Genomic DNA, 21,163 nt, shown 5'->3' with positions numbered 1-21,163 from the left:
TTGTTTTGTTAAAATAGTGCACACTATTTTAAAATCACACATAGAGTATTGACAAAATACAGATAATAAGTGATAATAAAATATATAGGATTTTGCATTTTTGCATTTAGAGAGAAGAATAAGCTATCTTTTTTATTGTAGTACACAATTTTTTTTAGAAATTAAAGCAGTAAAAAGATGGCTTTTACTATTGTAGAGCTGATAAAAGTTCACGTGAAAGGAGAAATTATGAAGAAAGTTGTAGTAGTAGGAAGTATAAATATGGACCTGGTAAGTGTCTGTAAAAAGGCACCTAAAGGTGGAGAAACTCTCTTTGGAAGTGAATTTTTCCAGGCACCAGGAGGAAAAGGAGCTAATCAGGCAGTAGCTATAGGTAAATTAGGAACAGATGTAGTAATGCTTGGTAAGGTAGGAAAAGACTCTTTTGGTAAAGAGATGTTAAAAGAACTTGCTTCTTCAGGAGTAGAGATAGATTATATTGGAAAAGAAGAAGGTGCCACTGGAATAGCTAATATAGTATTAGAAGAGAGTGGGCAAAATAGAATAATAGTTATACCAGGTGCTAATGGACTTGTTGATAAAAAATATATAGATGAAAATATAGAGGTTATAAGAGATTGTGATGTTGTGGTAGCACAACTTGAAGTTCCTATTCAAACAGTTGAATATGTTTTTGCAAAAGCTAAGGAGCTTGGTAAAAAAACAATCCTAAATCCAGCACCAGCAGCTAAATTATCTCGTGAACTTATAAAAAATAGTGACTATATAGTTCCTAATGAAAGCGAACTTGGGGTTTTAACTGGAATAGATACAGAAAGTGATGAAGGAATTGAAAAAGCTGGTAAAAAGCTTATTGAAATGGGAGTTGGAAACCTTATAGTAACCTTAGGAAGCAAAGGTTCACTTTATATGAGTAGAGATAAAAAAGAGTATTATCCAGCATATGTAGTGAAAGCAGTGGATACAACTGCAGCTGGAGACAGTTTTATAGGTGGGTTTGTGAGAGAGCTTGACCTTGAAAAAAACAGCGTAGGAGAGGCAATAGAATTTGCTACTAAAGTATCAGCAATAGCAGTAACTAGAAGAGGTGCACAACCATCAATACCAACACTTGAAGAAGTATTAAATTTTAAGGGAGTGAAGAGATGAAAAAAGGAAGACTTTTAAACAGTGAATTATCATATGAAATAGCAAAAATAGGACATACAGCTCATATTACAATATGTGACGCAGGGCTTCCTATACCTGGAGATGTAAAGAGAATAGACCTTGCAGTAGAAGCTGGTGTACCATCATTTATAGGGGTATTAGATGCAGTATTAAGTGAGATGGAAGTTGAGGAGATAATCCTTGCTGAAGAGATTAAGGTAAAAAATCCTGATATGCTTGAAAAAATTCTTGTGACATTTAAGAAAGCTAAGATGAATCCTAAAATAGTTTGGGTAAATCATGAAAGATTAAAAGAGATTACGCATGAAAGCAATGCAATAGTAAGAACAGGAGAGTGTACTCCTTACTCTAATATCGTCTTAAAATCAGGAGTTGTATTTTAGGAGGAGGTATGGAAAAAGAAGTTGTATTAAAAATGACTGACATAACCAAGAGTTTTCCTGGGGTAAAAGCTTTAGATGGTGCCAATTTGAATATCTATAGGGGAAGAGTAATGGCTCTTATGGGAGAAAATGGTGCTGGAAAATCAACTCTTATAAAAGTTATGACAGGGATATATACCAAAGACAGTGGTTCTGTATCTGTGTGGGGTAAAGAGGTGGATTTTAAAAATGTAAGTGATTCTCAAAAGGCTGGGATAGCTGTTATTCACCAGGAACTTAACCTTATTCCAGAGCTTACCATAACAGATAATATATTTTTAGGAAGAGAACTCACTAATAAATTTGGAAAGATAGATTCAGCTCTTATGAAAATGGAAGCTAGAGCTCTTTTAGATAAACTTAATATAAAGGAGAAAGAGGATACCTTTGTAAAGGAACTTACTATAGGAAAGATGCAGATGGTGGAGATAGCTAAGGCACTTTCACAAAATGCAAAGATTATCGTGATGGATGAACCTACAGCAGCTCTTACTGACAGTGAAACTGAAAGCCTCTTTAAAGTAATACATGAGCTTACTAAAGAGGGAAAAAGCATTGTGTATATCTCGCATAGATTGAAAGAGATACCTGAGATATGTGATGATATTACTATAATGAGAAATGGTAAGTATATATGTGAAGCTGAAGTTAAGGATATAGATGAGGAATTTATCATTAGAAATATGGTTGGAAGAGAGCTTCATGAGCAGTTTCCAAGAGTGAAAGTTGAAAAGGGAAAAGAGGTGCTTCGTGTAGAGCATCTTAAGAATCACTATGTAAATGATGTATCTTTTGGACTTTGTGAAGGTGAGATACTTGGAATATCTGGTCTTATGGGAGCAGGAAGAACAGAACTTGCTAAAACTATATATGGAAATATAAAAAAGGATAGCGGAAAAGTAATTATAGATGGAGAAGAAAGAGATATAAAAAGTGAAAAAGATGGAATAGATGCAGGAATTGCCTATGTATCTGAGGATAGAAAAGGTGATGGACTGGTTTTAGGAATGAGTGTTAAAGAAAATATGACACTTTCAGCTTTGAGATATTTCTGTAAACTTTTCCAGCTTGAACATAAAAAAGAGAAGGCAAGTGTAGATGACTATGTTGAAAAATTTGGTATCAAGACTCCTACAATTAATCAAAAAATGAAAAATCTCAGTGGTGGTAATCAACAGAAGGTAGCAATAGCCAAGGCGTTGCTTATCAATCCTAAAATTCTTATTTTAGACGAACCTACACGTGGAGTAGACGTAGGAGCTAAAAAAGAGATATATGACTTTATAAATGAGCTTAAAGGAAAAGGGATGAGTATTATAATGATATCTTCTGAAATGCCTGAAATAATGGGATTAAGTGATAGAATACTGGTAGTGCACAATGGTGAGATTACTGGGGAATTTACAGCTGAAGAGGCTACTCAGGAAGATATTATGAGATGTGCAGTAGGAGGAAAAAGATGTTAAAAAAACTATGGAATAATAAACCTTTAATAGGACTTATTATATTTGCAATAATAGTGTCTGTACTTAATCCAAGATTTTTAACTTATGCAAATATCTTAAATGTGTTAAGACAGACATCTATCAACTCAATAATAGCAATAGGGATGACTATGGTAATTCTAACAGGTGGAATAGATCTTTCAGTTGGTTCAATTCTTGCATTTTGTGGTGCTGTAATGGCATATCTTTTAAATGCTGGATACAATCCTCTTATTGCATTTGTTATGACTTTGATATTGGGACTTCTATTTGGATTCTTCAATGGATTTTTAGTTTCTAAGATGAAACTTCAGGCCTTCATAGTTACATTGGTAACAATGACATTTTTAAGAGGAGCAACTCTTGTATTTACAGATGGAAGACCTATTACAGTAGATGATGGTGGAGTACTATTTGAAAATATAGGTGGAGGATATATGGCAAATATCCCAGTGCCTATCTATGTTATGGTAATACTTTTTATAGCAGCTCACTATCTTTTGATGCATACAAAATTTGGAAGATATACATATGCCATTGGAGGAAATGAAGAGGCAACTAAACTTTCAGGGATAAATGTATGTAAGGTAAAAATATGGATATATGGTCTTTGTGGAATGCTTTCTGCTCTTGCAGGGATTATTCTTACATCGAGACTGTTTTCAGCTCAACCAACAGCAGGAAGTGGATATGAACTTGATGCTATAGCTGCAGTTGTGCTAGGTGGAACTTCTCTTTCAGGAGGAGTTGGAAGAATTACGGGAACTGCTCTTGGAGCTATAATAATAGGTGTATTGGGAAATGCCCTAAACCTTTTAAATGTATCTTCATATTATCAAATGATGATTAAAGCAGCTGTAATATTGATAGCGGTACTAATAGACAGAAAGTCTAATAAATAAATTGAGGTGAGAGTTTAAATGAAAAAAATGGTTAAATTGTTTGGAATTGCGGCTTTAGTTTTAGCAGCTTCTACTGTTGCTAATGCTGAAAAAATCGGACTTGTAGTATCTACACAAAACAACCCATTCTTTGTTACATTAAAAGAGGGAGCAGAAGCAAAGGCTAAGGATCTTGGAGATGAACTGATAGTTTTAGATTCTCAAAATGACCCATCAAAAGAGCTTGGAAATGTTGAGGACCTGTTAATAAAAGGAGTAGATGTACTTTTAATTAACCCAACAGATTCTGATGCAGTTGCAAGTGCTGTAAAAGCAGCAAATAGAAAAAAAGTTCCTGTAGTAACTCTAGATAGAGCTGCTAATAAAGGACAAGTTGTTTCTCACGTAGCTTCTGACAACGTATTAGGTGGAGAGATGGCTGGAAACTTCATAATTGAAAAACTTAATGGAAAAGGAAAAGTTGTAGAACTTGAAGGAATTCCTGGTACTACTGCTGCAAGAGACAGAGGAGAAGGATTCAACAAAGTTGCAAAAGGAAAACTTGATGTAGTTGCAAAACAACCTGCTGATTTTGATAGAACTAAAGGACTTACTGTAATGGAAAATATATTACAAGCTCAACCTGAAATAGATGCAGTATTTGCTCATAATGATGAGATGGCTTTAGGAGCTTTAAAAGCTATTGAAGCATCAGGAAGAAATATAATTGTAGTTGGATTTGACGCTACTGATGATGCAGTTGCATCTGTAAAAGATGGTAAACTTGCTGCTACAGTTGCTCAAAAACCTGCAGAAATAGGAGCTAAAGGTGTAGAGATTGCTCATAAAATAATAAAACATGAAACTGTACCTGCTAATGTTCCTGTACCTTTACAACTTATAACTAAATAGTAAATTTCATATTAAGCTGGCCTGTGAATAATCTCAGGTCAGTTTTTTTATTGGGAAAAACGTGAGGAAAATGAGGAAATTTGATATAGTGAGATAAATTTTAAAGAGAATGAAGCTGAAAAATGTGGCTATTTTGAATTTAATCTTGACATTTTGTCTAAAATCCATTATAATGTTCTCGTGAACAATAAATAAAAACATAACCAAATGGAATAGATAAAAAGTACTACCTATGAAGTTTAAAAAAATTGGAAGAAGGAGTGTTTCGTATGAGAAATGTAGAAAAATACCAAGGAGTAATCCCAGCATTTTACGCTTGTTATGACAAAGATGGAAATATAAGCGTTGAAGGAGTAAAAGCTTTAACTAAATATTTTATAGAAGTAGGAGTTAAAGGTGTATACGTTGGAGGATCATCAGGAGAATGTATATATCAATCTAAAGAAGAAAGAAAATTAGTTCTTGAAACTATAATGAAAGAAGCAAAAGGAAAATTAACTGTAATAGCTCACGTAGCTTGTAACAATACTGCAGACAGTATGGAACTTGCTGCTCATGCTGAAAAATGTGGAGTAGACGCAATAGCTGCTATACCACCTATTTATTTCCACTTACCAGAACATGCAATAGCAAAATACTGGAACGATATTTCAAGTGCAGCTCCTAATACAGACTTTGTTATTTACAACATACCTCAATTAGCAGGAGTGGCTTTAACACCATCTCTATATAAAGAAATGTTAAAAAATCCTCGTGTTATAGGAGTTAAAAACTCATCTATGCCAATTCAAGATATTCAAATCTTTAAAGCAATAGGTGGAGAAGGAAAAGTTGTATTCAACGGTCCAGATGAACAATTTATCGGAGGATTCATGATAGGAGCAGATGGAGGAATCGGTGGAACTTATGGTGCTATGCCTAAATTATTCCTTAAAGCTTTAGACTGCCTTAAAAAAGGAGATTACAAAACAGCTCGTGCTATTCAATATGATGTAAATGATATTATAACAGCTCTATGCTCTTGCAAAGGAAATATGTATGGAGTAATAAAAGCTACTTTAAAAATCAACCACAACATTGAAATTGGTGGAGTTCGTGCACCTCTTGCTCAATTAGCACCAGAAGATATGCCAAAAGTAGAAGCTTGTGCTAAATTAATAAGAGATACAGAAGCTAAATATTTATAATAATTCACACACATAAACCAAAAAGGTCTCTGGATTTTATCCAGGGGCTTTTTTATTGTTGATTTTTTTATCAATTTACGAGATAATATAATAGGTAAAAACTACAGAGGATGATGCATATGACTAAGAAGCCGAAAGTTGTCGTAATTGGCGGTGGAAGTGGAATTTCAGTTGTATTAAGGGGTTTAAAATATCTTCCTATAGATTTGACAGCTATTGTATCAGTAGCAGATGATGGTGGAAGCAGTGGTGTACTTAGAAAAGAATTTAATTCACCACCACCTGGAGATTTAAGAAATGTTCTGATAGCTCTAAGTGATGTTGAGCCTATTATAGAAGATGTATTTCAGTATAGATTTGACAAGGGAAGTTCTTTAGGAGGACATCCATTGGGAAATCTTTTGATACTGGCTATGAATGAGATTACAGGTGACATAGGAGAGGCTATGTATAGGCTAAGAAAGCTATTTAACATCAAAGCTAGAATCTTGCCTGCAACTACTGAAAGAATTGTCTTATATGGTGAAATGGAAGACGGAGAGATAATTGAAGGAGAGTCTCAGATACCAAAATCTGGGAAAAAGATAAAAAGAGTATTTTATAAGAGAAATATAAAAGCTCCAGAGATGAATTTGAAAGAGCTTGAAGAAGCTGATCTTATTGTATTTGGAATAGGAAGTTTATATACTTCACTGTTACCAGATCTTCTTTTAGATGGAATAAAAGAGGCACTGGAAAAAAACAGAGGAAAAAAAGTATATGTTTGTAATGCTATGCAACAACCTGGAGAAACAGCAGGGTTTACTGCCTATGATCATGTGAAGGTATTGCGTGATACAATAGGAGATATAATTGATGAGGTAATAGTAGATACAAGAGAACTTCCTCAGGAGACCATTGATAGATATAAGAAATATCAAGGTGGCCGTGTAAAGGTTGATAAGGAGAAAATAGAGGAACTTGGAATCAAAGTAATAGATAGGGATATATTGGAAGTTGATAAGAAAGGAATGGTAAGACACCACCCATATAAACTGGCAGCTACATTATACTCTTTAATTGAAAAATGGGGGAATTTCTATGTTTAATCATGTGTTTGGACCTGTTCCATCAAGAAGGCTTGGAATGTCTTTAGGTGTAGATCTGGTAACAGGAAAAAGTTGTAATATGAACTGTATCTTCTGTGAATGTGGAAGAACAACTGGTCTTACAATTGAAAGAAGAAGATTTAAGGATCCAGAAGAGGTAAAAAAAGAGATAAAATTGGCTTTAGAAGAGGTAACCCCTGACTATATAACTTTTTCAGGAAGTGGAGAACCAACTCTTAGCCTGGATCTTGGAGATATAATTGACTGGATAAAAAAGAATACAGCTGTAAAAGTCTGTGTAATAACAAACTCTCTTCTTTTAGATGATATGAAAGTTGTAGAGGAGTTAAAAAATGCAGATCTTATAATTCCTACAATTAACAGTGTAGATAACCTTATATTCAAAAAGATAAATAGACCATCTGTAAAAGATAATATAGATAGAGTGACGAAAGGGATTGAAAATTTAAGCAGATATTATAAAGGGGACACATATTTAGAGTGCTTTATAATAGAGGGTTTAAATGACAGTGATGAGCATACTGATAGAATGGCAAAATTTTTAAAACCACTTCATTTTACAAAGCTTCAGCTTAACTCTTTAGATAGAGAGGGAGCAGAAAGCTGGGTAAAACCTGCTTCTATGGAAACACTTGAAAAAGTTAAAGGGAGATATGTTCATAACGGTATTGAAAATGTTGAGATAATAAAGAAGCTTCAAGAGAGAAAAGATAAGATAGAGATGGATGAAGAACTTGTAAGAAACATGGAAACAAAGAGAAAGTACTCAGCTGAGGAATTGAAAAAAATATATAAGATGTAAAAAATTACTTTTCAGTGCACCTGAAATCTTAAATAGATAAGATAGAGGGTGCATTTTTGTAAAAAGTGAAAAACTTCAATAAAATCAGGGAGTTTATTTGCATTGGAGTAAAAACTGTGGTATCCTTATGGTAGGAACACTGAAAAACAGGCGGGCTTAATTAAAAAAGTTAATATTAAATGAGTTCCTATGAGCTCAATAAAAACAAAGGTTTCTAGAGGTAAAAACCATTTGAATTAAAATAATTGAAAAAACTTTTAAAAAAGTTGTTGACAGTTTTTCTTTTATATGGTAATATTATTCTTGTCCGAGAGAAACGGACGCAAGACAAATGGAGATGCCGCTTTAGCTCATCTGGTAGAGCAACTGACTTGTAATCAGTAGGTGATTGGTTCGATTCCGATAAGCGGCACCAGGATGCCCCGTTCGTTCAGTGGTAAGGACATCAGATTTTCACTCTGGAAACAGGGGTTCGATTCCCCTACGGGGTACCAAAAGTACCTAAATGAATCAACAATTTAATAGTTAAAACGGTGAGGTACCCAAGTGGCCAAAGGGATCAGACTGTAAATCTGCCGGCTCTGCCTTCGAAGGTTCGAATCCTTCCCTCACCACCATTTTATCTAAGCCTGCACAGAATTGCTTACAGCATGATGTGGGGATTTTTTTTTATAAAAACCTAAAAATGCTAGAATTTTTTAAAGTTTAGTAGTAAAATAGAGTAAAGTAATTAAAAATTGGAGGTATACCAAAATGTCTAAAGCGAAATATGAAAGAAGTAAACCACATGTTAACATTGGAACAATAGGGCACGTTGACCACGGAAAAACAACAACTACAGCAGCTATATCAAAAGTTCTATCAGACTTAGGACTAGCTCAAAAAGTTGATTTCGGAAATATCGACGCAGCTCCAGAAGAAAAAGAAAGAGGAATTACAATCAATACATCTCACATTGAGTATGAAACTAAAAACAGACACTATGCTCACGTTGACTGTCCAGGACACGCTGACTACGTAAAAAACATGATTACAGGAGCAGCTCAAATGGACGGAGCAATACTTGTTGTATCTGCAGCTGATGGACCAATGCCACAAACTAGAGAACACATTCTATTATCTAGACAAGTTGGAGTTCCATACATTGTTGTATACTTAAATAAAGCTGATATGGTAGATGACCCAGAATTACTAGAATTAGTTGAAATGGAAGTTAGAGAATTATTAAATGAATATGGATTCCCAGGAGATGAAATTCCAGTTGTTGTTGGATCTTCATTAGGTGCATTAAATGGAGAACAAAAATGGGTTGACAAGATTATTGAATTAGTTGATGCAGTAGATAACTACATCCCAACTCCTGAAAGAGCTGTAGACCAACCATTCCTAATGCCAATAGAAGACGTATTCACTATTACAGGAAGAGGAACAGTTGTAACAGGAAGAGTTGAAAGAGGAATAATCAAAGTTGGAGAAGAAGTTGAAATAGTTGGAATTAAACCTACTACTAAGACTATAGTAACTGGAGTAGAAATGTTCAGAAAACTTCTTGATCAAGGTCAAGCAGGAGACAACATTGGAGCTCTATTAAGAGGAACTAAGAAAGAAGACGTTGAAAGAGGACAAGTTCTTGCTAAACCAGGATCAATCACTCCTCATACAAACTTCAAAGGAGAAGTATACGTTCTAACTAAAGAAGAAGGAGGAAGACATACTCCATTCTTTACAGGATATAGACCACAATTCTACTTTAGAACAACTGACATAACTGGACAAGTTACATTACCTGAAGGAGTAGAAATGGTAATGCCAGGAGACAATATCACAATGACAGTTGAATTAATTCACCCAATCGCAATGGAAGCAGGATTAAGATTCGCTATCAGAGAAGGTGGAAGAACAGTAGCTTCTGGAGTAGTTTCTCAAATAATTAAATAATAATAAGCAATAATATAAAGAAATGCCTAGCCTGGCTAGGCATTTTTATTTGCAATAATATAGAAAGAATTAAGGATAAATATATTTTAGGGATTGCTATATTATAAAAATATTTTACTTAATTGAGGTTATTTTACATATACACATATATATTATAGTAGGAAAAAGAGATAATAAAATTTTTTTAAAAAAAATCAAAAAAAACTTCAAAAAAGTTGATAAAAATGATATGATATAGAGAACGCAGTAAAAATATAGAAAAAAGATCAAAAAAAGTAAAAAAAAGCTTGGTTTTTTTTGATGACTGTGATATAATCCTTAAGGTGTATAAGGATATTGTATCCTTAAGAGATAATTTTCAAGGAGGTGTAAAGGAATAAATGGCTTCTAATAACAAATTAAGAATCTACTTAAAGGCTTATGATCACACTTTATTAGATCAATCAGCTAAAAAAATAGCGGAAGTTGCTAAAAAGTCTGGTGCGGAAATCGCAGGACCTATGCCATTACCTACTAAAATTAGAAAGTACACTGTTTTAAGATCAGTGCATGTAAACAAGGATTCAAGAGAACAATTTGAAATGAGAGTACACAGAAGAATGGTAGAAATTAACAATTCTACGCAAAAGACAATAGCTTCGTTAACAGCGGTTAACTTACCAGCTGGTGTTGGGATAGAAATCAAACAAATCTAATTGATTTTTAGAAAGACATTGTAAGGTTTTATTCCGGGTAATTTGATTTGTTTGATAAGAGGATTATCGAAATCTTAAATTATCCTTACAGAATAATACAAGTTGACGCTTTTTTTAAAGCTAGACAGTAGAACCACGAGGTCGAGTTGTCAACCAATATATTATTTGATGGAGGTAGAAAATAATGACAGGAATTTTAGCAAAAAAAGTTGGAATGACTCAAATATTTGAAGATGGAAAATTCATTCCAGTAACAGTTGTTGAAGCTGGTCCTAACTACGTACTACAAAAGAAAACTGTAGAAAACGATGGTTACACAGCATTACAATTAGGATTTGACGAAAAAAGAGAAAAAAATACTACTAAACCAGTAATGGGAATCTTCAAGAAAGCAGGAGTTAACCCTCAAAGATTCGTAAGAGAAGTAAAAGTTGACTCAGTTGAAGGTTATGAATTAGGACAAGAAATTAAAGTTGATACTTTTGCAGAAGTTGAATATGTTGATATTACAGGAACTTCTAAAGGTAAAGGTACAGCAGGGGTTATGAAAAGACACGGATTCGGTGGAAACAGAGCTACTCACGGGGTTTCAAGAAACCACAGACTAGGTGGATCTATCGGAATGTCATCATGGCCTGGAAAAGTTCTAAAAGGTAAAAGAATGGCTGGACAACACGGTAACGCAACTGTAACAGTTCAAAACCTTAAAGTAGTTAAAGTTGATGCAGAAAACAACTTGTTACTAATTAAGGGAGCAGTTCCAGGAGCAAAAAACGGATATTTAGTTGTAAGACCAGCTGTTAAAAAATAATGGTTAGTAGATGTGGAAGGAGGAAAACAATGGCAGTTTTAAACATATATGACTTGACTGGAAATCAAACTGGAACTGTAGAAGTTAAAGATACAGTATTCGGTATTGAACCTAATCAAGCAGTACTTCATGAAGTACTAACTGCAGAATTAGCAGCTGCTAGACAAGGAACTGCAGCTACTAAGACTAGAGCAATGGTTAGAGGAGGAGGAAGAAAACCTTTCAAACAAAAAGGTACTGGTAGAGCTAGACAAGGAAGTATCAGAGCTCCTCACATGGTTGGTGGAGGAGTAACATTCGGACCTCAACCAAGATCATACGAGAAAAAAATAAATAGAAAAGTAAGAAACCTAGCATTAAGATCAGCTTTATCTGCTAAACTTGCTAGTGGAGATATCTTAGTAATAGATGGTACAATAGATACTCCAAAAACAAAAACAATAGTTACTTTAACTAATGCAGTTAATGCAACTAACAGACAATTATTTGTTGTAAATGATCTTGCAGAACAAGCAGATTACAACTTATACATGTCAGTAAGAAACTTAGAAAATGCTGTAGTATTACAACCAAATGAAATTGGAGTATACTGGCTATTAAAACAAAACAAAGTAATTCTTACTAAAGAAGCACTAACTACAATAGAGGAGGTGCTTGGATAATGACAGCTTATGACATCATTAGAAAACCAGTTATAACTGAAAAAAGCGAAATGTTAAGAAGAGAATTTAACAAATACACTTTCGAAGTTAACGTTAAAGCAAACAAAATTCAAATAAAGAAAGCTGTAGAGGAATTATTTAACGTAAAAGTTGAAGCTGTATCTACATTAAACAGCAAACCAGTTGTTAAAAGACACGGAATGAAACTTTACAAAACTCAAGCTAAAAAGAAGGCTATCGTTAAGTTAGCACAAGGAAACACAATCACTTATTTCAAAGAAGTGTAATTAATTAATAAATATATAGATACTGTAAACGGCTAAAGATATATATAGGTCTAAGAAAGAAATTTTTCGGAGGTTAAGCACAATGGCTATTAGAAAATTAAAAGCTATAACTAACGGGACAAGAGGAATGTCTAGATTAGTTAACGAACTTGATAATGTAAGACCTGAAAAGTCTTTAACTGCACCTTTAAGCTCTGCATATGGAAGAGACAACTATGGTCACAGAACTTGTAGAGATAGACAAAAAGGACACAAAAGACTTTACAGAATTATCGATTTCAAAAGAAATAAAATGGATGTACCTGCAAGAGTTCAATCTATCGAGTACGATCCAAACAGAACAGCTAATATAGCTCTTTTATTCTACGTTGACGGAGAAAAAAGATATATACTAGCTCCAAAAGGACTAAAAAAAGGCGACATGGTTGTGGCAGGATCTCAAGCTGAGATTAAACCAGGAAACGCATTAAAAATAAAAGATATGCCAGTAGGGGTTCAAATTCATAATATTGAACTACAAAGAGGAAAGGGTGGACAACTAGTAAGATCTGCAGGAACTGCAGCAAGACTAGTTGCAAAAGAAGGTACTTACTGTCACGTTGAGTTACCATCAGGTGAATTAAGATTAATTCACGGTGAATGTATGGCAACTATCGGTGAAGTAGGAAACGCAGAACACAGCTTAGTACACATTGGTAAAGCTGGTAGAAACAGACATATGGGTAAAAGACCTCATGTAAGAGGATCTGTAATGAACCCTTGTGATCACCCTCATGGAGGAGGAGAAGGAAAAACTCCTGTAGGAAGAAAAGCTCCTTTAACACCTTGGGGAAAACCTGCTATGGGTGTTAAGACTAGAGGTAAGAAAACTACAGATAAATTTATCGTAAGAAGAAGAAACGATAAATAATTCTAAATTCAAATTCGAGAGGAGGCTAATAAGGAATGGCTAGATCATTAAAAAAAGGACCTTTCTGTGACCACCACTTAATGAAGAAAGTTGAAGAAGCTGTTGCTGCTGAAAACTTAAAAGCTGTAATTAAGACTTGGTCAAGAAGATCAACTATATTCCCTAACTTCATTGGATTAACTTTTGGTGTATATAATGGGAAAAAACACATACCTGTTCATGTAACTGAGCAAATGGTTGGACACAAATTAGGTGAATTTGCTCCAACAAGAACTTACCATGGACACGGAACAGATAAGAAATAGTAAGTAAATTTTCGATAAATTTTAAGATTTAAGTAAGAAAAGAGGAGGTTGGACTAGTGGAAGCTAGAGCAATTACTAGATTCGTAAGAATGTCTCCTAGAAAAGCTAGATTAGTAGCTGACTTAGTGAGAGGAAAATCAGCACTAGAAGCATTGGATATTCTAGAATATACAGATAAAAAAGCAGCTAGATTGATAAAAAAGACATTAGCATCAGCTATTGCTAATGCAACTAACAACTTCAAAATGAACGAAGATAAGTTAGTAGTTTCAACAATTATGATAAATGATGGACCAGCTCTTAAAAGAATAATGCCTAGAGCTATGGGAAGAGCAGATATAATCAGAAAGCCAACAGCCCACATTGTTGTTGGGGTTTCTGAAGAGTAGTTGAAGGAGGTAAGACTGTGGGACAAAAAGTAGATCCTAGAGGACTAAGACTTGGAATTACAAGAACTTGGGATTCTAACTGGTATGCAGATAAAAAGGAATACGCTAAGTACTTCCATGAAGATGTAAAAATCAGAGAGTATATCAAGAAAAACTACTACCATGCTGGAATAGCAAAGGTTAAGATCGAAAGAACTTCTCCTTCAAATGTAGTAATCCTTGTATACACTGCTAAAGCAGGAATAATCATCGGAAGAAAAGGTGCTGAAATAGATAACTTAAGAGCAAATCTTGAGAAAATGACAGGTAAAAAAGTTACTGTTAAAGTACAAGAAGTAAAAGAATTTAATAAAGATGCTGTTCTAGTAGCAGAAAGCATCGCTACAGCAATCGAAAAGAGAGTAGCTTACAAAAGAGCTATGAATCAAGCTATAATGAGAGCTATGAGAGCTGGAGCAAAAGGAATCAAAATAATGGTTTCAGGAAGACTAAATGGAGCAGAAATAGCAAGAGCTGAATGGGCAGTTGAAGGAAAAGTTCCTTTACATACATTAAGAGCTGACATTGATTATGCAGTTGCAACAGCTCATACAACTTATGGAGCTCTTGGAATTAAAGTATGGATTTTCCATGGTGAAGTTCTTCCAACTAAGAAGGAAGGAGGAGAAGCGTAGTCATGTTAATGCCAAAAAGAACAAAACATAGAAAAATGTTTAGAGGTAGAATGAAAGGTGCAGCTCATAAAGGGAACACAGTAGCATTCGGAGAATACGGACTACAAGCTTTAGAGCCACACTGGATATCAAATAGACAAATAGAAGCATGCAGAGTTGCTATCAACAGAACTTTCAAAAGAGAAGGAAAAGTTATTATAAGAATATTCCCTCATAAACCTATTACAGCAAGACCTGCTGGAGTGAGAATGGGTAAAGGTAAAGGAAACGTTGAAGGTTGGGTAGCAGTAGTTAAACCAGGAAGAATCATGTTTGAAGTTTCTGGTGTAAGTGAAGAAGTAGCAAATGTAGCTTTAAGAAAAGCAGCTATGAAACTTCCTGTTAGATGTAAGATTGTTAAGAAAGAGAATGGTGGTGAAAACTAATGAGAGCTAAACAAATAAGAGAAATGTCAACTGAAGACTTAGTTGTTAAGTGTAAAGAACTAAAAGAAGAATTATTCAACTTAAAGTTCCAACTTTCATTAGGTCAACTTACTAACACTGCTAAAATTAGAGAAGTTAGAAGAGAAATTGCAAGAATAAATACAATTTTAAATGAAAGATAATCTCGTTCATATATATTGATTCTTAGGAAGAGGAGGTTAATGTCTTGAGAAACGAAAGAAAAGTTAGAGAAGGAATAGTTGTTTCAGACAAAATGGATAAAACTATCGTTGTTGCATTTGAAACAATGGCTTTACACCCAATCTATAAGAAGAGAGTAAAAAGCACTACTAAGTTTAAAGCTCATGATGAAAACAATGTAGCTAAAACTGGAGATAGAGTTATAATTATGGAAACTAGACCATTATCAAAAGATAAAAGATGGAGACTAGTAGAGATTGTTGAAAAAGCTAGATAATTCCAATTATTGTGAGAGGAGGATAATTTAATGGTACAACAACAAACTATCCTTAACGTCGCTGATAACTCAGGTGCTAAAAAATTAATGGTAATAAGAGTACTAGGTGGATCTAGAAAAAGATTTGGAAAAATCGGAGACATCGTAGTAGCATCAGTTAAAGAAGCTATCCCTGGTGGAAACGTTAAAAAAGGTGACATAGTTAAGGCTGTAATAGTAAGAACTAAAAAAGAATTAAGAAGAGCAGACGGATCATACATAAAATTTGATGATAACGCAGGAGTTATAATCAACGCAAATAATGAGCCAAAAGCAACAAGAATATTTGGGCCAGTTGCAAGAGAGTTAAGAGCTAAAAACTTCCTTAAGATTTTATCTCTAGCTCCAGAAGTAATCTAATAATTAAGATAATCAAGAGAGGAGGCTAATAACGTGGCTAAACCTAAAATTAAATTTATACCAAAATCTTTACATGTAAAAGCTGGAGATATGGTTTATGTAATTTCTGGTAAAGATAAAGGAAAAACAGGTAAAGTAGTTAAAGTTTTCCCTAATAAAGGAAAAGTTGTAGTTGAAGGAATAAATGTAGTAACTAAACATATAAAGCCAACTCCAATAAACCCACAAGGTGGAGTTGTTACTAAACCAGCTCCTATATTCTCATCTAAAGTAATGTTATTTGATGAGAAAGCTGGAAAACCAACAAGAATTGGATTCAAAATGGTAGATGGTAAGAAAGTAAGATACTCAAAAGTATCAGGAGAAGTTCTATAAGAAGGGAGGAAAACGTAAGTGTCTAAATACGTTTCTAGATATCATAAATTATATAACGATGTTGTAGCACCTGCTTTAATGAAAGAATTAGGACTATCAAACATCATGGAATGTCCAAAACTAGAAAAGATAATTGTTAACATGGGAGTTGGAGAAGCTACAGAAAACTCTAAACTTATGGAAGCAGCTTTAGCTGACTTAACAACAATTACTGGACAAAAACCAATAGTAAGAAAAGCAAAAAAATCTGAAGCTGGATTCAAATTAAGAGAAGGAATGCCAATCGGTGCAAAAGTAACTTTAAGAAAAGAAAGAATGTACGATTTTCTAGATAGATTAGTTAATGTGGTTCTTCCAAGAGTAAGAGACTTTGAAGGAGTTTCAGCTAATGCATTTGATGGAAGAGGAAACTACTCTTTAGGATTAAGAGATCAACTAGTATTCCCAGAAATCGAATTCGATAAAGTTGAAAAACTTTTAGGAATGTCTATCACTATGGTTTCTTCTGCAAGAAATGACGAAGAAGGAAGAGCTTTACTTAAGGCTTTCGGAATGCCTTTCAAAAAGTAATAGTGAGGAGGGAGTAAAGAATAGATGGCAAAAAAATCAATGATCGCTAGAGATGCTAGAAGAGCTGCTTTAAGCGAGAAATATGCTGAAAAAAGAGCTGAACTAAAGAAAAGAGTAGCTGAAGGAGATATGGAAGCTATGTATGAATTAAACAAACTTCCAAAAGACTCTTCTGCAGTTAGAATGAGAAATAGATGTCAGTTAGACGGAAGACCAAGAGGATTCATGAGAGAATTTGGAATTTCAAGAGTAAAATTCAGACAGCTAGCAGGAGCTGGAGTTATACCAGGTGTAAAAAAATCATCTTGGTAATATTTTAGGAACAGTAGGAAGGAGGATTTTCGTAGATGTATTTAACAGATCCAATTGCTGATATGTTAACAAGAATCAGAAATGCAAATGCAGTAATGCATGAAAAAGTAGATGTACCTCATTCAACTTTAAAGGAAAAAATCGCAGAAATTCTTAAAGAAGAAGGATATATTGCAAATTATAAGGTTGTAACTGACGGGAACAAAAAGAATATAAGAGTTTACTTAAAATATGACGGTAAAGATAGAGTTATCAAAGGAATCAAAAGAATTTCTAAACCTGGAAGAAGAGTATATTCTTCAGTAGAAGATATGCCAAGAGTTCTATCAGGATTAGGAATTGCCATAGTATCTACTTCTAAAGGAATTGTTACTGACAAAGTAGCTAGAAGAGAAAACGTAGGTGGAGAGATTCTTGCATTTGTTTGGTAATAAAAACTTAGGAGGTGTTGGTAAATGTCAAGAATAGGTAAAAAACCTATAGTAGTACCTTCTGGGGTTGAAGTAACTATAAACGGAAACGTTGTTACTGTAAAAGGACCAAAGGGTACTCTAACAAAAGAATTTAATTCAATGTTACAAATAAAAGAAGTTAAAGGTGAAGATCACCACAAATCTGTAACTGAAATAGTTATAGAAAGACCAAATGACTTACCAGAAGTAAGAGCCCTACACGGAACTACAAGATCATTATTACACAATATGGTTGTTGGAGTTTCTGAAGGATTCAGAAAAACTTTAAACTTGGTAGGAGTTGGATACAGAGCTGCAGCTAAAGGAAAAGGACTAGAGTTATCTTTAGGATATTCTCACCCAATTGTAATCGATGAGATTCCTGGAATCACATTCACAGTTGAAAAGAATACAACAATCCACATTGATGGAGCTGAAAAAGAACTAGTTGGACAAGTTGCTGCAAATATCAGAGCTAAGAGAGCTCCAGAACCTTATAAAGGAAAAGGAGTTAAGTATTCTGACGAACACGTTAGAAGAAAAGAAGGTAAAAAAGCTTAAGCTTAACTAAAAGGAGGTAAGACAGTTGTTTAAGAAGGTAGATAGACAAGCTGTAAGAACAAGAAAGCACTTATCAATCAGAAACAAGATTTCTGGTACAGCTGATAGACCAAGACTTTCTGTATATAGATCAAACAACAATATCTTTGCTCAATTAATAGATGATGTAAATGGAGTAACTCTAGTATCAGCATCAACTATTGACAAAGCGTTAAAAGCAAGTATTGCAAATGGTGGAAATTTAGATGCTGCTAAAGCTGTAGGTAAAGCTTTAGGAGAAAGAGCAGCAGCTAAAGGAATAAAAAATGTTGTATTCGATAGATCAGGATACAAATACATGGGAAGAATAGCCGCTCTTGCTGAAGCAGCTAGAGAAGCAGGACTAAGCTTCTAATTCTATTAGAGAGGAGGATTTCACTTGTCTAAGTTAGCAAATAGAGAAGAAAAACAATATCAAGAAAAATTACTTAAAATTTCAAGAGTTTCTAAGACAACTAAAGGAGGAAGAACAATATCTTTCTCAGTTTTAGCAGCTGTTGGAGATGGAGAAGGAAAGGTTGGTTTAGGATTAGGAAAAGCTAATGGTGTTCCTGATGCTATAAGAAAAGCCCTTGCTTCTGCTAAGAAAAATATAGTAGATATTTCTATAAAAGGAGGAACTATCCCACACGAAACTGAATGTAAATGGGGTGGAACTACTTTATGGATGGCACCAGCTTATGAAGGAACTGGAGTTATCGCTGGATCAGCAACAAGAGAAATATTAGAACTTGTTGGTGTACGTGACATTTTAACTAAAATAAAAGGATCTAGAAACAAACACAATGTTGCTAGAGCTACAATAGAAGCTTTAAAATCTCTAAGAACTGCTGAACAAATTGCAGCTGCTAGAGGTAAAGAAGTTAAAGATATCTTAAGCTAGGAGGGAATTTTAATGGTAAAGCTTAGAATAGAGCTTGTAAAAAGCATAATCGGAAGAAAGCCTAACCACATAGCAACTGTAAAGTCGCTAGGGCTTAAGAAGATGAATGATGTAGTAGAGTTAGTAGAAACTCCTGAGTTAAAAGGAAAACTAGCTCAAGTTTCTTACTTACTTAATGTAGAGGAGGTGCAAGCATAATGAAATTAAACGAATTAATGCCTTCTGTACAAAGAAAAGCTAGAAAAAGAGTTGGAAGAGGAGAATCTTCAGGTCTAGGAAGAACTTGCGGAAAAGGTGCAAATGGTCAAAAATCTAGATCAGGAAAAGGAGTTAAACCTTACTTCGAAGGTGGACAAATGCCTATCTATAGAAGAGTTCCAAAAAGAGGTTTCTCTAACGCATTATTCAAAAGAGAATATGCTATAGTTACATTAGCTATGTTAAATAAATTTGAAGATGGAGCAGAAGTTACTCCAGAAATCTTAGTTGAAAACGGAATCGTTAGAGACTTAAAAGATGGAATCAAAGTTTTAGGAAACGGAACTTTAGAGAAAAAAGTAACAGTTAAAGCTCACAAAGTTTCTGCTTCTGCTAAAGCAGCTATCGAAGCTAAAGGTGGATCAGTAGAAATAATTGAAGTTAATACTTTTGTTAACGCATCAACTGAAAACAAATAGTCTTAACTTGCTATTCATAAAAGCGAGGTGAAGTTGTTTTGACTTTGATGGAAAAATTTAATATGAAATTGAGTAGCATTATGAAGATTCCTGAGCTAAGGGAGAGAATCGTCTTCACCTTGTTAATGTTTCTAGTTGCTAGAGTGGGAACTTATATTCCTGCTCCAGGGGTTGATGTAGATAGACTAGCGACTATGACTGCACAAAGTGATATTTTGGGTTATATAAACATGTTTTCTGGAGGAGCTTTCAAAAGGGTATCTATATTTGCTCTTGGGATAGTTCCTTACATTAACTCATCGATTGTATTTAGCTTATTGGCTGTAATTGTCCCTAAGATTGAAGAGATTCAAAAAGAGGGAGAATCAGGACGTAACAAGATCACTCAATGGACTAGATATGTAACAATCGCAGTAGCGGTGGTACAATCATTTGGAGTATGCTTATGGTTACAATCTGTTGGATTAGTAACTTCTCCAGGAACATTATTCTTCTTGACTACAATTGTTACCCTAACAGCAGGAACTGTGTTCTTGATGTGGATAGGAGAGCAAATATCAATCAAGGGAATTGGGAACGGAGTATCTCTACTTATTTTCTTGAACGTTATATCTGGAGGACCTTCAAATATAGTTCAGACTATTCAAAGTATGAGAGGAAGTAAATTCCTTATTCCAGTATTATTATTGATTGGATTAGCTGGAATTTTAGTTGTAACAGGGATAGTAATTTTCCAATTAGGAGAAAGAAAAATACCTATCCATTACGTAGGAAAGGGATTTAGTGGAAGAGGAGGTATGGGTCAAAACTCATATATTCCATTGAAACTAAACAGTGCTGGAGTAATGCCTGTTATCTTTGCATCAGTTGTAATGATGATACCATCAGCTTTAGTAAATGTAATCCCATCTGAGTATACTATTAAAACTACATTGTCAATGATATTTAATCAAAATCACCCAGTGTATATGATATTGTATGCTATAGTAATCATATTCTTTTCATTCTTCTATACAGCTATTGTATTTGACCCTGAAAAGGTTGCAGATAACTTGAAGCAAGGTGGAGGAACAATTCCAGGAATTAGACCTGGAACAGAAACAGTAGAGTATTTAGAAGGTGTCGTAACAAGAATTACTTGGGGCGGTGCTGTGTTCTTAGCAGTTATATCAATACTTCCATATGCGATATTTACTTCATTTGGACTTCCAGTATTCTTTGGAGGAACAGGAATAATCATCGTAGTTGGAGTTGCAATAGATACTGTTCAACAAATAAATGCTCACTTAGTAATGAGAGAATACAAAGGATTTATATAGAGCTTTATATAAAAGACACAACGTTATGTTGTGCC

The 21,163-nt window shown here is 34.3% G+C and carries 31 protein-coding genes and 3 tRNA genes; all 34 read left to right on the top strand.

Features of this window, described 5'->3' with window-relative positions:
• Window positions 1–228 precede the first annotated feature (228 nt).
• The gene (gene rbsK / locus IX290_RS07060; protein WP_211492509.1) at window positions 229–1,149 is read left to right on the top strand and encodes a ribokinase; all 921 of its coding nucleotides are present in this window, start codon (window positions 229–231) and stop codon (window positions 1,147–1,149) included.
• Window positions 1,146–1,553, top strand: a complete 408-nt coding sequence (gene rbsD / locus IX290_RS07055; RefSeq protein ID WP_211492508.1) for a D-ribose pyranase — start codon at window positions 1,146–1,148, stop codon at window positions 1,551–1,553. The genes rbsK and rbsD overlap by 4 nt, the downstream gene beginning before the upstream one ends.
• 8 nt (window positions 1,554–1,561) lie before the next feature.
• The gene (gene rbsA, locus IX290_RS07050; RefSeq protein WP_211492507.1) at window positions 1,562–3,058 is read left to right on the top strand and encodes a ribose ABC transporter ATP-binding protein RbsA; all 1,497 of its coding nucleotides are present in this window, start codon (window positions 1,562–1,564) and stop codon (window positions 3,056–3,058) included.
• A complete protein-coding gene (rbsC, locus tag IX290_RS07045) occupies window positions 3,052–3,978 on the top strand; it encodes a ribose ABC transporter permease (RefSeq protein WP_211492506.1) in 927 nt (308 codons plus the stop codon). Before rbsA ends, rbsC begins: the two co-directional genes overlap by 7 nt.
• Before the next feature lie 18 nt (window positions 3,979–3,996).
• Window positions 3,997–4,869, top strand: a complete 873-nt coding sequence (rbsB, locus tag IX290_RS07040) for a ribose ABC transporter substrate-binding protein RbsB (protein WP_211492505.1) — start codon at window positions 3,997–3,999, stop codon at window positions 4,867–4,869.
• 269 nt (window positions 4,870–5,138) lie between these two features.
• Window positions 5,139–6,056, top strand: coding sequence for a dihydrodipicolinate synthase family protein (locus IX290_RS07035; RefSeq protein ID WP_211492504.1), 918 nt, complete (start codon window positions 5,139–5,141; stop codon window positions 6,054–6,056).
• 119 nt (window positions 6,057–6,175) lie between these two features.
• Window positions 6,176–7,144: a uridine diphosphate-N-acetylglucosamine-binding protein YvcK gene (gene yvcK / locus IX290_RS07030; RefSeq protein ID WP_211492503.1), complete on the top strand. Its 969-nt coding sequence runs from the start codon at window positions 6,176–6,178 to the stop codon at window positions 7,142–7,144.
• Window positions 7,137–7,967, top strand: coding sequence for a radical SAM protein (locus tag IX290_RS07025; RefSeq protein WP_211492502.1), 831 nt, complete (start codon window positions 7,137–7,139; stop codon window positions 7,965–7,967). Before yvcK ends, IX290_RS07025 begins: the two co-directional genes overlap by 8 nt.
• 339 nt (window positions 7,968–8,306) lie before the next feature.
• Window positions 8,307–8,382: transfer RNA gene (locus tag IX290_RS07020), tRNA-Thr, on the top strand.
• 4 nt (window positions 8,383–8,386) lie between these two features.
• A tRNA-Glu gene (locus IX290_RS07015) sits at window positions 8,387–8,461 on the top strand.
• Window positions 8,462–8,499: 38 nt separating this feature from the next.
• Window positions 8,500–8,584 (top strand) — tRNA-Tyr (locus IX290_RS07010).
• A gap of 136 nt (window positions 8,585–8,720) precedes the next feature.
• A complete protein-coding gene (tuf, locus tag IX290_RS07005; RefSeq protein ID WP_211492501.1) occupies window positions 8,721–9,905 on the top strand; it encodes an elongation factor Tu in 1,185 nt (394 codons plus the stop codon).
• Between the two features lie 380 nt (window positions 9,906–10,285).
• Window positions 10,286–10,600 carry a 30S ribosomal protein S10 gene (gene rpsJ, locus IX290_RS07000; RefSeq protein WP_211492500.1) on the top strand — a complete coding sequence of 105 codons (315 nt, stop codon included), beginning with the start codon at window positions 10,286–10,288 and terminating at the stop codon, window positions 10,598–10,600.
• Between the two features lie 184 nt (window positions 10,601–10,784).
• Window positions 10,785–11,411, top strand: coding sequence for a 50S ribosomal protein L3 (gene rplC, locus IX290_RS06995; protein ID WP_211492499.1), 627 nt, complete (start codon window positions 10,785–10,787; stop codon window positions 11,409–11,411).
• Between the two features lie 29 nt (window positions 11,412–11,440).
• On the top strand, window positions 11,441–12,073 hold the full coding sequence (gene rplD, locus IX290_RS06990; protein ID WP_211492498.1) for a 50S ribosomal protein L4: 633 nt from the start codon (window positions 11,441–11,443) through the stop codon (window positions 12,071–12,073).
• A complete protein-coding gene (rplW, locus tag IX290_RS06985) occupies window positions 12,073–12,360 on the top strand; it encodes a 50S ribosomal protein L23 (protein WP_211492497.1) in 288 nt (95 codons plus the stop codon). The genes rplD and rplW overlap by 1 nt, the downstream gene beginning before the upstream one ends.
• Before the next feature lie 82 nt (window positions 12,361–12,442).
• Window positions 12,443–13,270 carry a 50S ribosomal protein L2 gene (gene rplB, locus IX290_RS06980; protein ID WP_211492496.1) on the top strand — a complete coding sequence of 276 codons (828 nt, stop codon included), beginning with the start codon at window positions 12,443–12,445 and terminating at the stop codon, window positions 13,268–13,270.
• 35 nt (window positions 13,271–13,305) lie between these two features.
• Window positions 13,306–13,575, top strand: coding sequence for a 30S ribosomal protein S19 (gene rpsS, locus IX290_RS06975; protein WP_211492495.1), 270 nt, complete (start codon window positions 13,306–13,308; stop codon window positions 13,573–13,575).
• Between the two features lie 56 nt (window positions 13,576–13,631).
• Complete coding sequence (gene rplV / locus IX290_RS06970; protein ID WP_211492494.1) at window positions 13,632–13,964, top strand: 50S ribosomal protein L22; 333 nt, start codon at window positions 13,632–13,634, stop codon at window positions 13,962–13,964.
• A gap of 17 nt (window positions 13,965–13,981) precedes the next feature.
• A complete protein-coding gene (gene rpsC / locus IX290_RS06965; RefSeq protein WP_211492493.1) occupies window positions 13,982–14,638 on the top strand; it encodes a 30S ribosomal protein S3 in 657 nt (218 codons plus the stop codon).
• 2 nt (window positions 14,639–14,640) lie between these two features.
• A complete protein-coding gene (gene rplP / locus IX290_RS06960) occupies window positions 14,641–15,063 on the top strand; it encodes a 50S ribosomal protein L16 (RefSeq protein ID WP_211492492.1) in 423 nt (140 codons plus the stop codon).
• Complete coding sequence (gene rpmC, locus IX290_RS06955; RefSeq protein WP_211492491.1) at window positions 15,063–15,245, top strand: 50S ribosomal protein L29; 183 nt, start codon at window positions 15,063–15,065, stop codon at window positions 15,243–15,245. The genes rplP and rpmC overlap by 1 nt, the downstream gene beginning before the upstream one ends.
• Window positions 15,246–15,289: 44 nt before the next feature.
• Window positions 15,290–15,541 (top strand): 30S ribosomal protein S17, encoded by a 252-nt coding sequence (rpsQ, locus tag IX290_RS06950; RefSeq protein WP_101474514.1) that lies wholly within the window; start codon window positions 15,290–15,292, stop codon window positions 15,539–15,541.
• 30 nt (window positions 15,542–15,571) lie between these two features.
• A complete protein-coding gene (gene rplN / locus IX290_RS06945) occupies window positions 15,572–15,940 on the top strand; it encodes a 50S ribosomal protein L14 (RefSeq protein ID WP_211492490.1) in 369 nt (122 codons plus the stop codon).
• 33 nt (window positions 15,941–15,973) lie between these two features.
• On the top strand, window positions 15,974–16,315 hold the full coding sequence (rplX, locus tag IX290_RS06940; RefSeq protein WP_211492489.1) for a 50S ribosomal protein L24: 342 nt from the start codon (window positions 15,974–15,976) through the stop codon (window positions 16,313–16,315).
• An 18-nt stretch (window positions 16,316–16,333) separates the two neighbouring features.
• Window positions 16,334–16,885, top strand: a complete 552-nt coding sequence (gene rplE, locus IX290_RS06935) for a 50S ribosomal protein L5 (RefSeq protein WP_211492488.1) — start codon at window positions 16,334–16,336, stop codon at window positions 16,883–16,885.
• A gap of 24 nt (window positions 16,886–16,909) precedes the next feature.
• A complete protein-coding gene (rpsN, locus tag IX290_RS06930) occupies window positions 16,910–17,197 on the top strand; it encodes a 30S ribosomal protein S14 (protein ID WP_211492487.1) in 288 nt (95 codons plus the stop codon).
• 35 nt (window positions 17,198–17,232) lie between these two features.
• Window positions 17,233–17,628 carry a 30S ribosomal protein S8 gene (rpsH, locus tag IX290_RS06925; protein WP_211492486.1) on the top strand — a complete coding sequence of 132 codons (396 nt, stop codon included), beginning with the start codon at window positions 17,233–17,235 and terminating at the stop codon, window positions 17,626–17,628.
• Window positions 17,629–17,652: 24 nt separating this feature from the next.
• The gene (rplF, locus tag IX290_RS06920) at window positions 17,653–18,210 is read left to right on the top strand and encodes a 50S ribosomal protein L6 (protein WP_211492485.1); all 558 of its coding nucleotides are present in this window, start codon (window positions 17,653–17,655) and stop codon (window positions 18,208–18,210) included.
• Between the two features lie 25 nt (window positions 18,211–18,235).
• Complete coding sequence (gene rplR, locus IX290_RS06915) at window positions 18,236–18,604, top strand: 50S ribosomal protein L18 (protein ID WP_211492484.1); 369 nt, start codon at window positions 18,236–18,238, stop codon at window positions 18,602–18,604.
• Window positions 18,605–18,628: 24 nt separating this feature from the next.
• Window positions 18,629–19,132: a 30S ribosomal protein S5 gene (gene rpsE / locus IX290_RS06910; protein WP_211492483.1), complete on the top strand. Its 504-nt coding sequence runs from the start codon at window positions 18,629–18,631 to the stop codon at window positions 19,130–19,132.
• A 12-nt stretch (window positions 19,133–19,144) separates the two neighbouring features.
• Window positions 19,145–19,330, top strand: coding sequence for a 50S ribosomal protein L30 (rpmD, locus tag IX290_RS06905; RefSeq protein ID WP_211492482.1), 186 nt, complete (start codon window positions 19,145–19,147; stop codon window positions 19,328–19,330).
• Entirely contained in the window at window positions 19,330–19,809 is a 480-nt protein-coding gene (gene rplO / locus IX290_RS06900) for a 50S ribosomal protein L15 (RefSeq protein ID WP_211492481.1), read from the top strand. Before rpmD ends, rplO begins: the two co-directional genes overlap by 1 nt.
• Window positions 19,810–19,847: 38 nt before the next feature.
• Window positions 19,848–21,128, top strand: coding sequence for a preprotein translocase subunit SecY (gene secY / locus IX290_RS06895; protein WP_211492480.1), 1,281 nt, complete (start codon window positions 19,848–19,850; stop codon window positions 21,126–21,128).
• Window positions 21,129–21,163 lie beyond the last annotated feature (35 nt).

The sequence above is a fragment of the Fusobacterium sp. DD2 genome, from assembly GCF_018205345.1.
Taxonomy (GTDB): Bacteria; Fusobacteriota; Fusobacteriia; order Fusobacteriales; family Fusobacteriaceae; genus Fusobacterium_A.
This window is presented reverse-complemented; position numbering and strand designations above follow the sequence as displayed.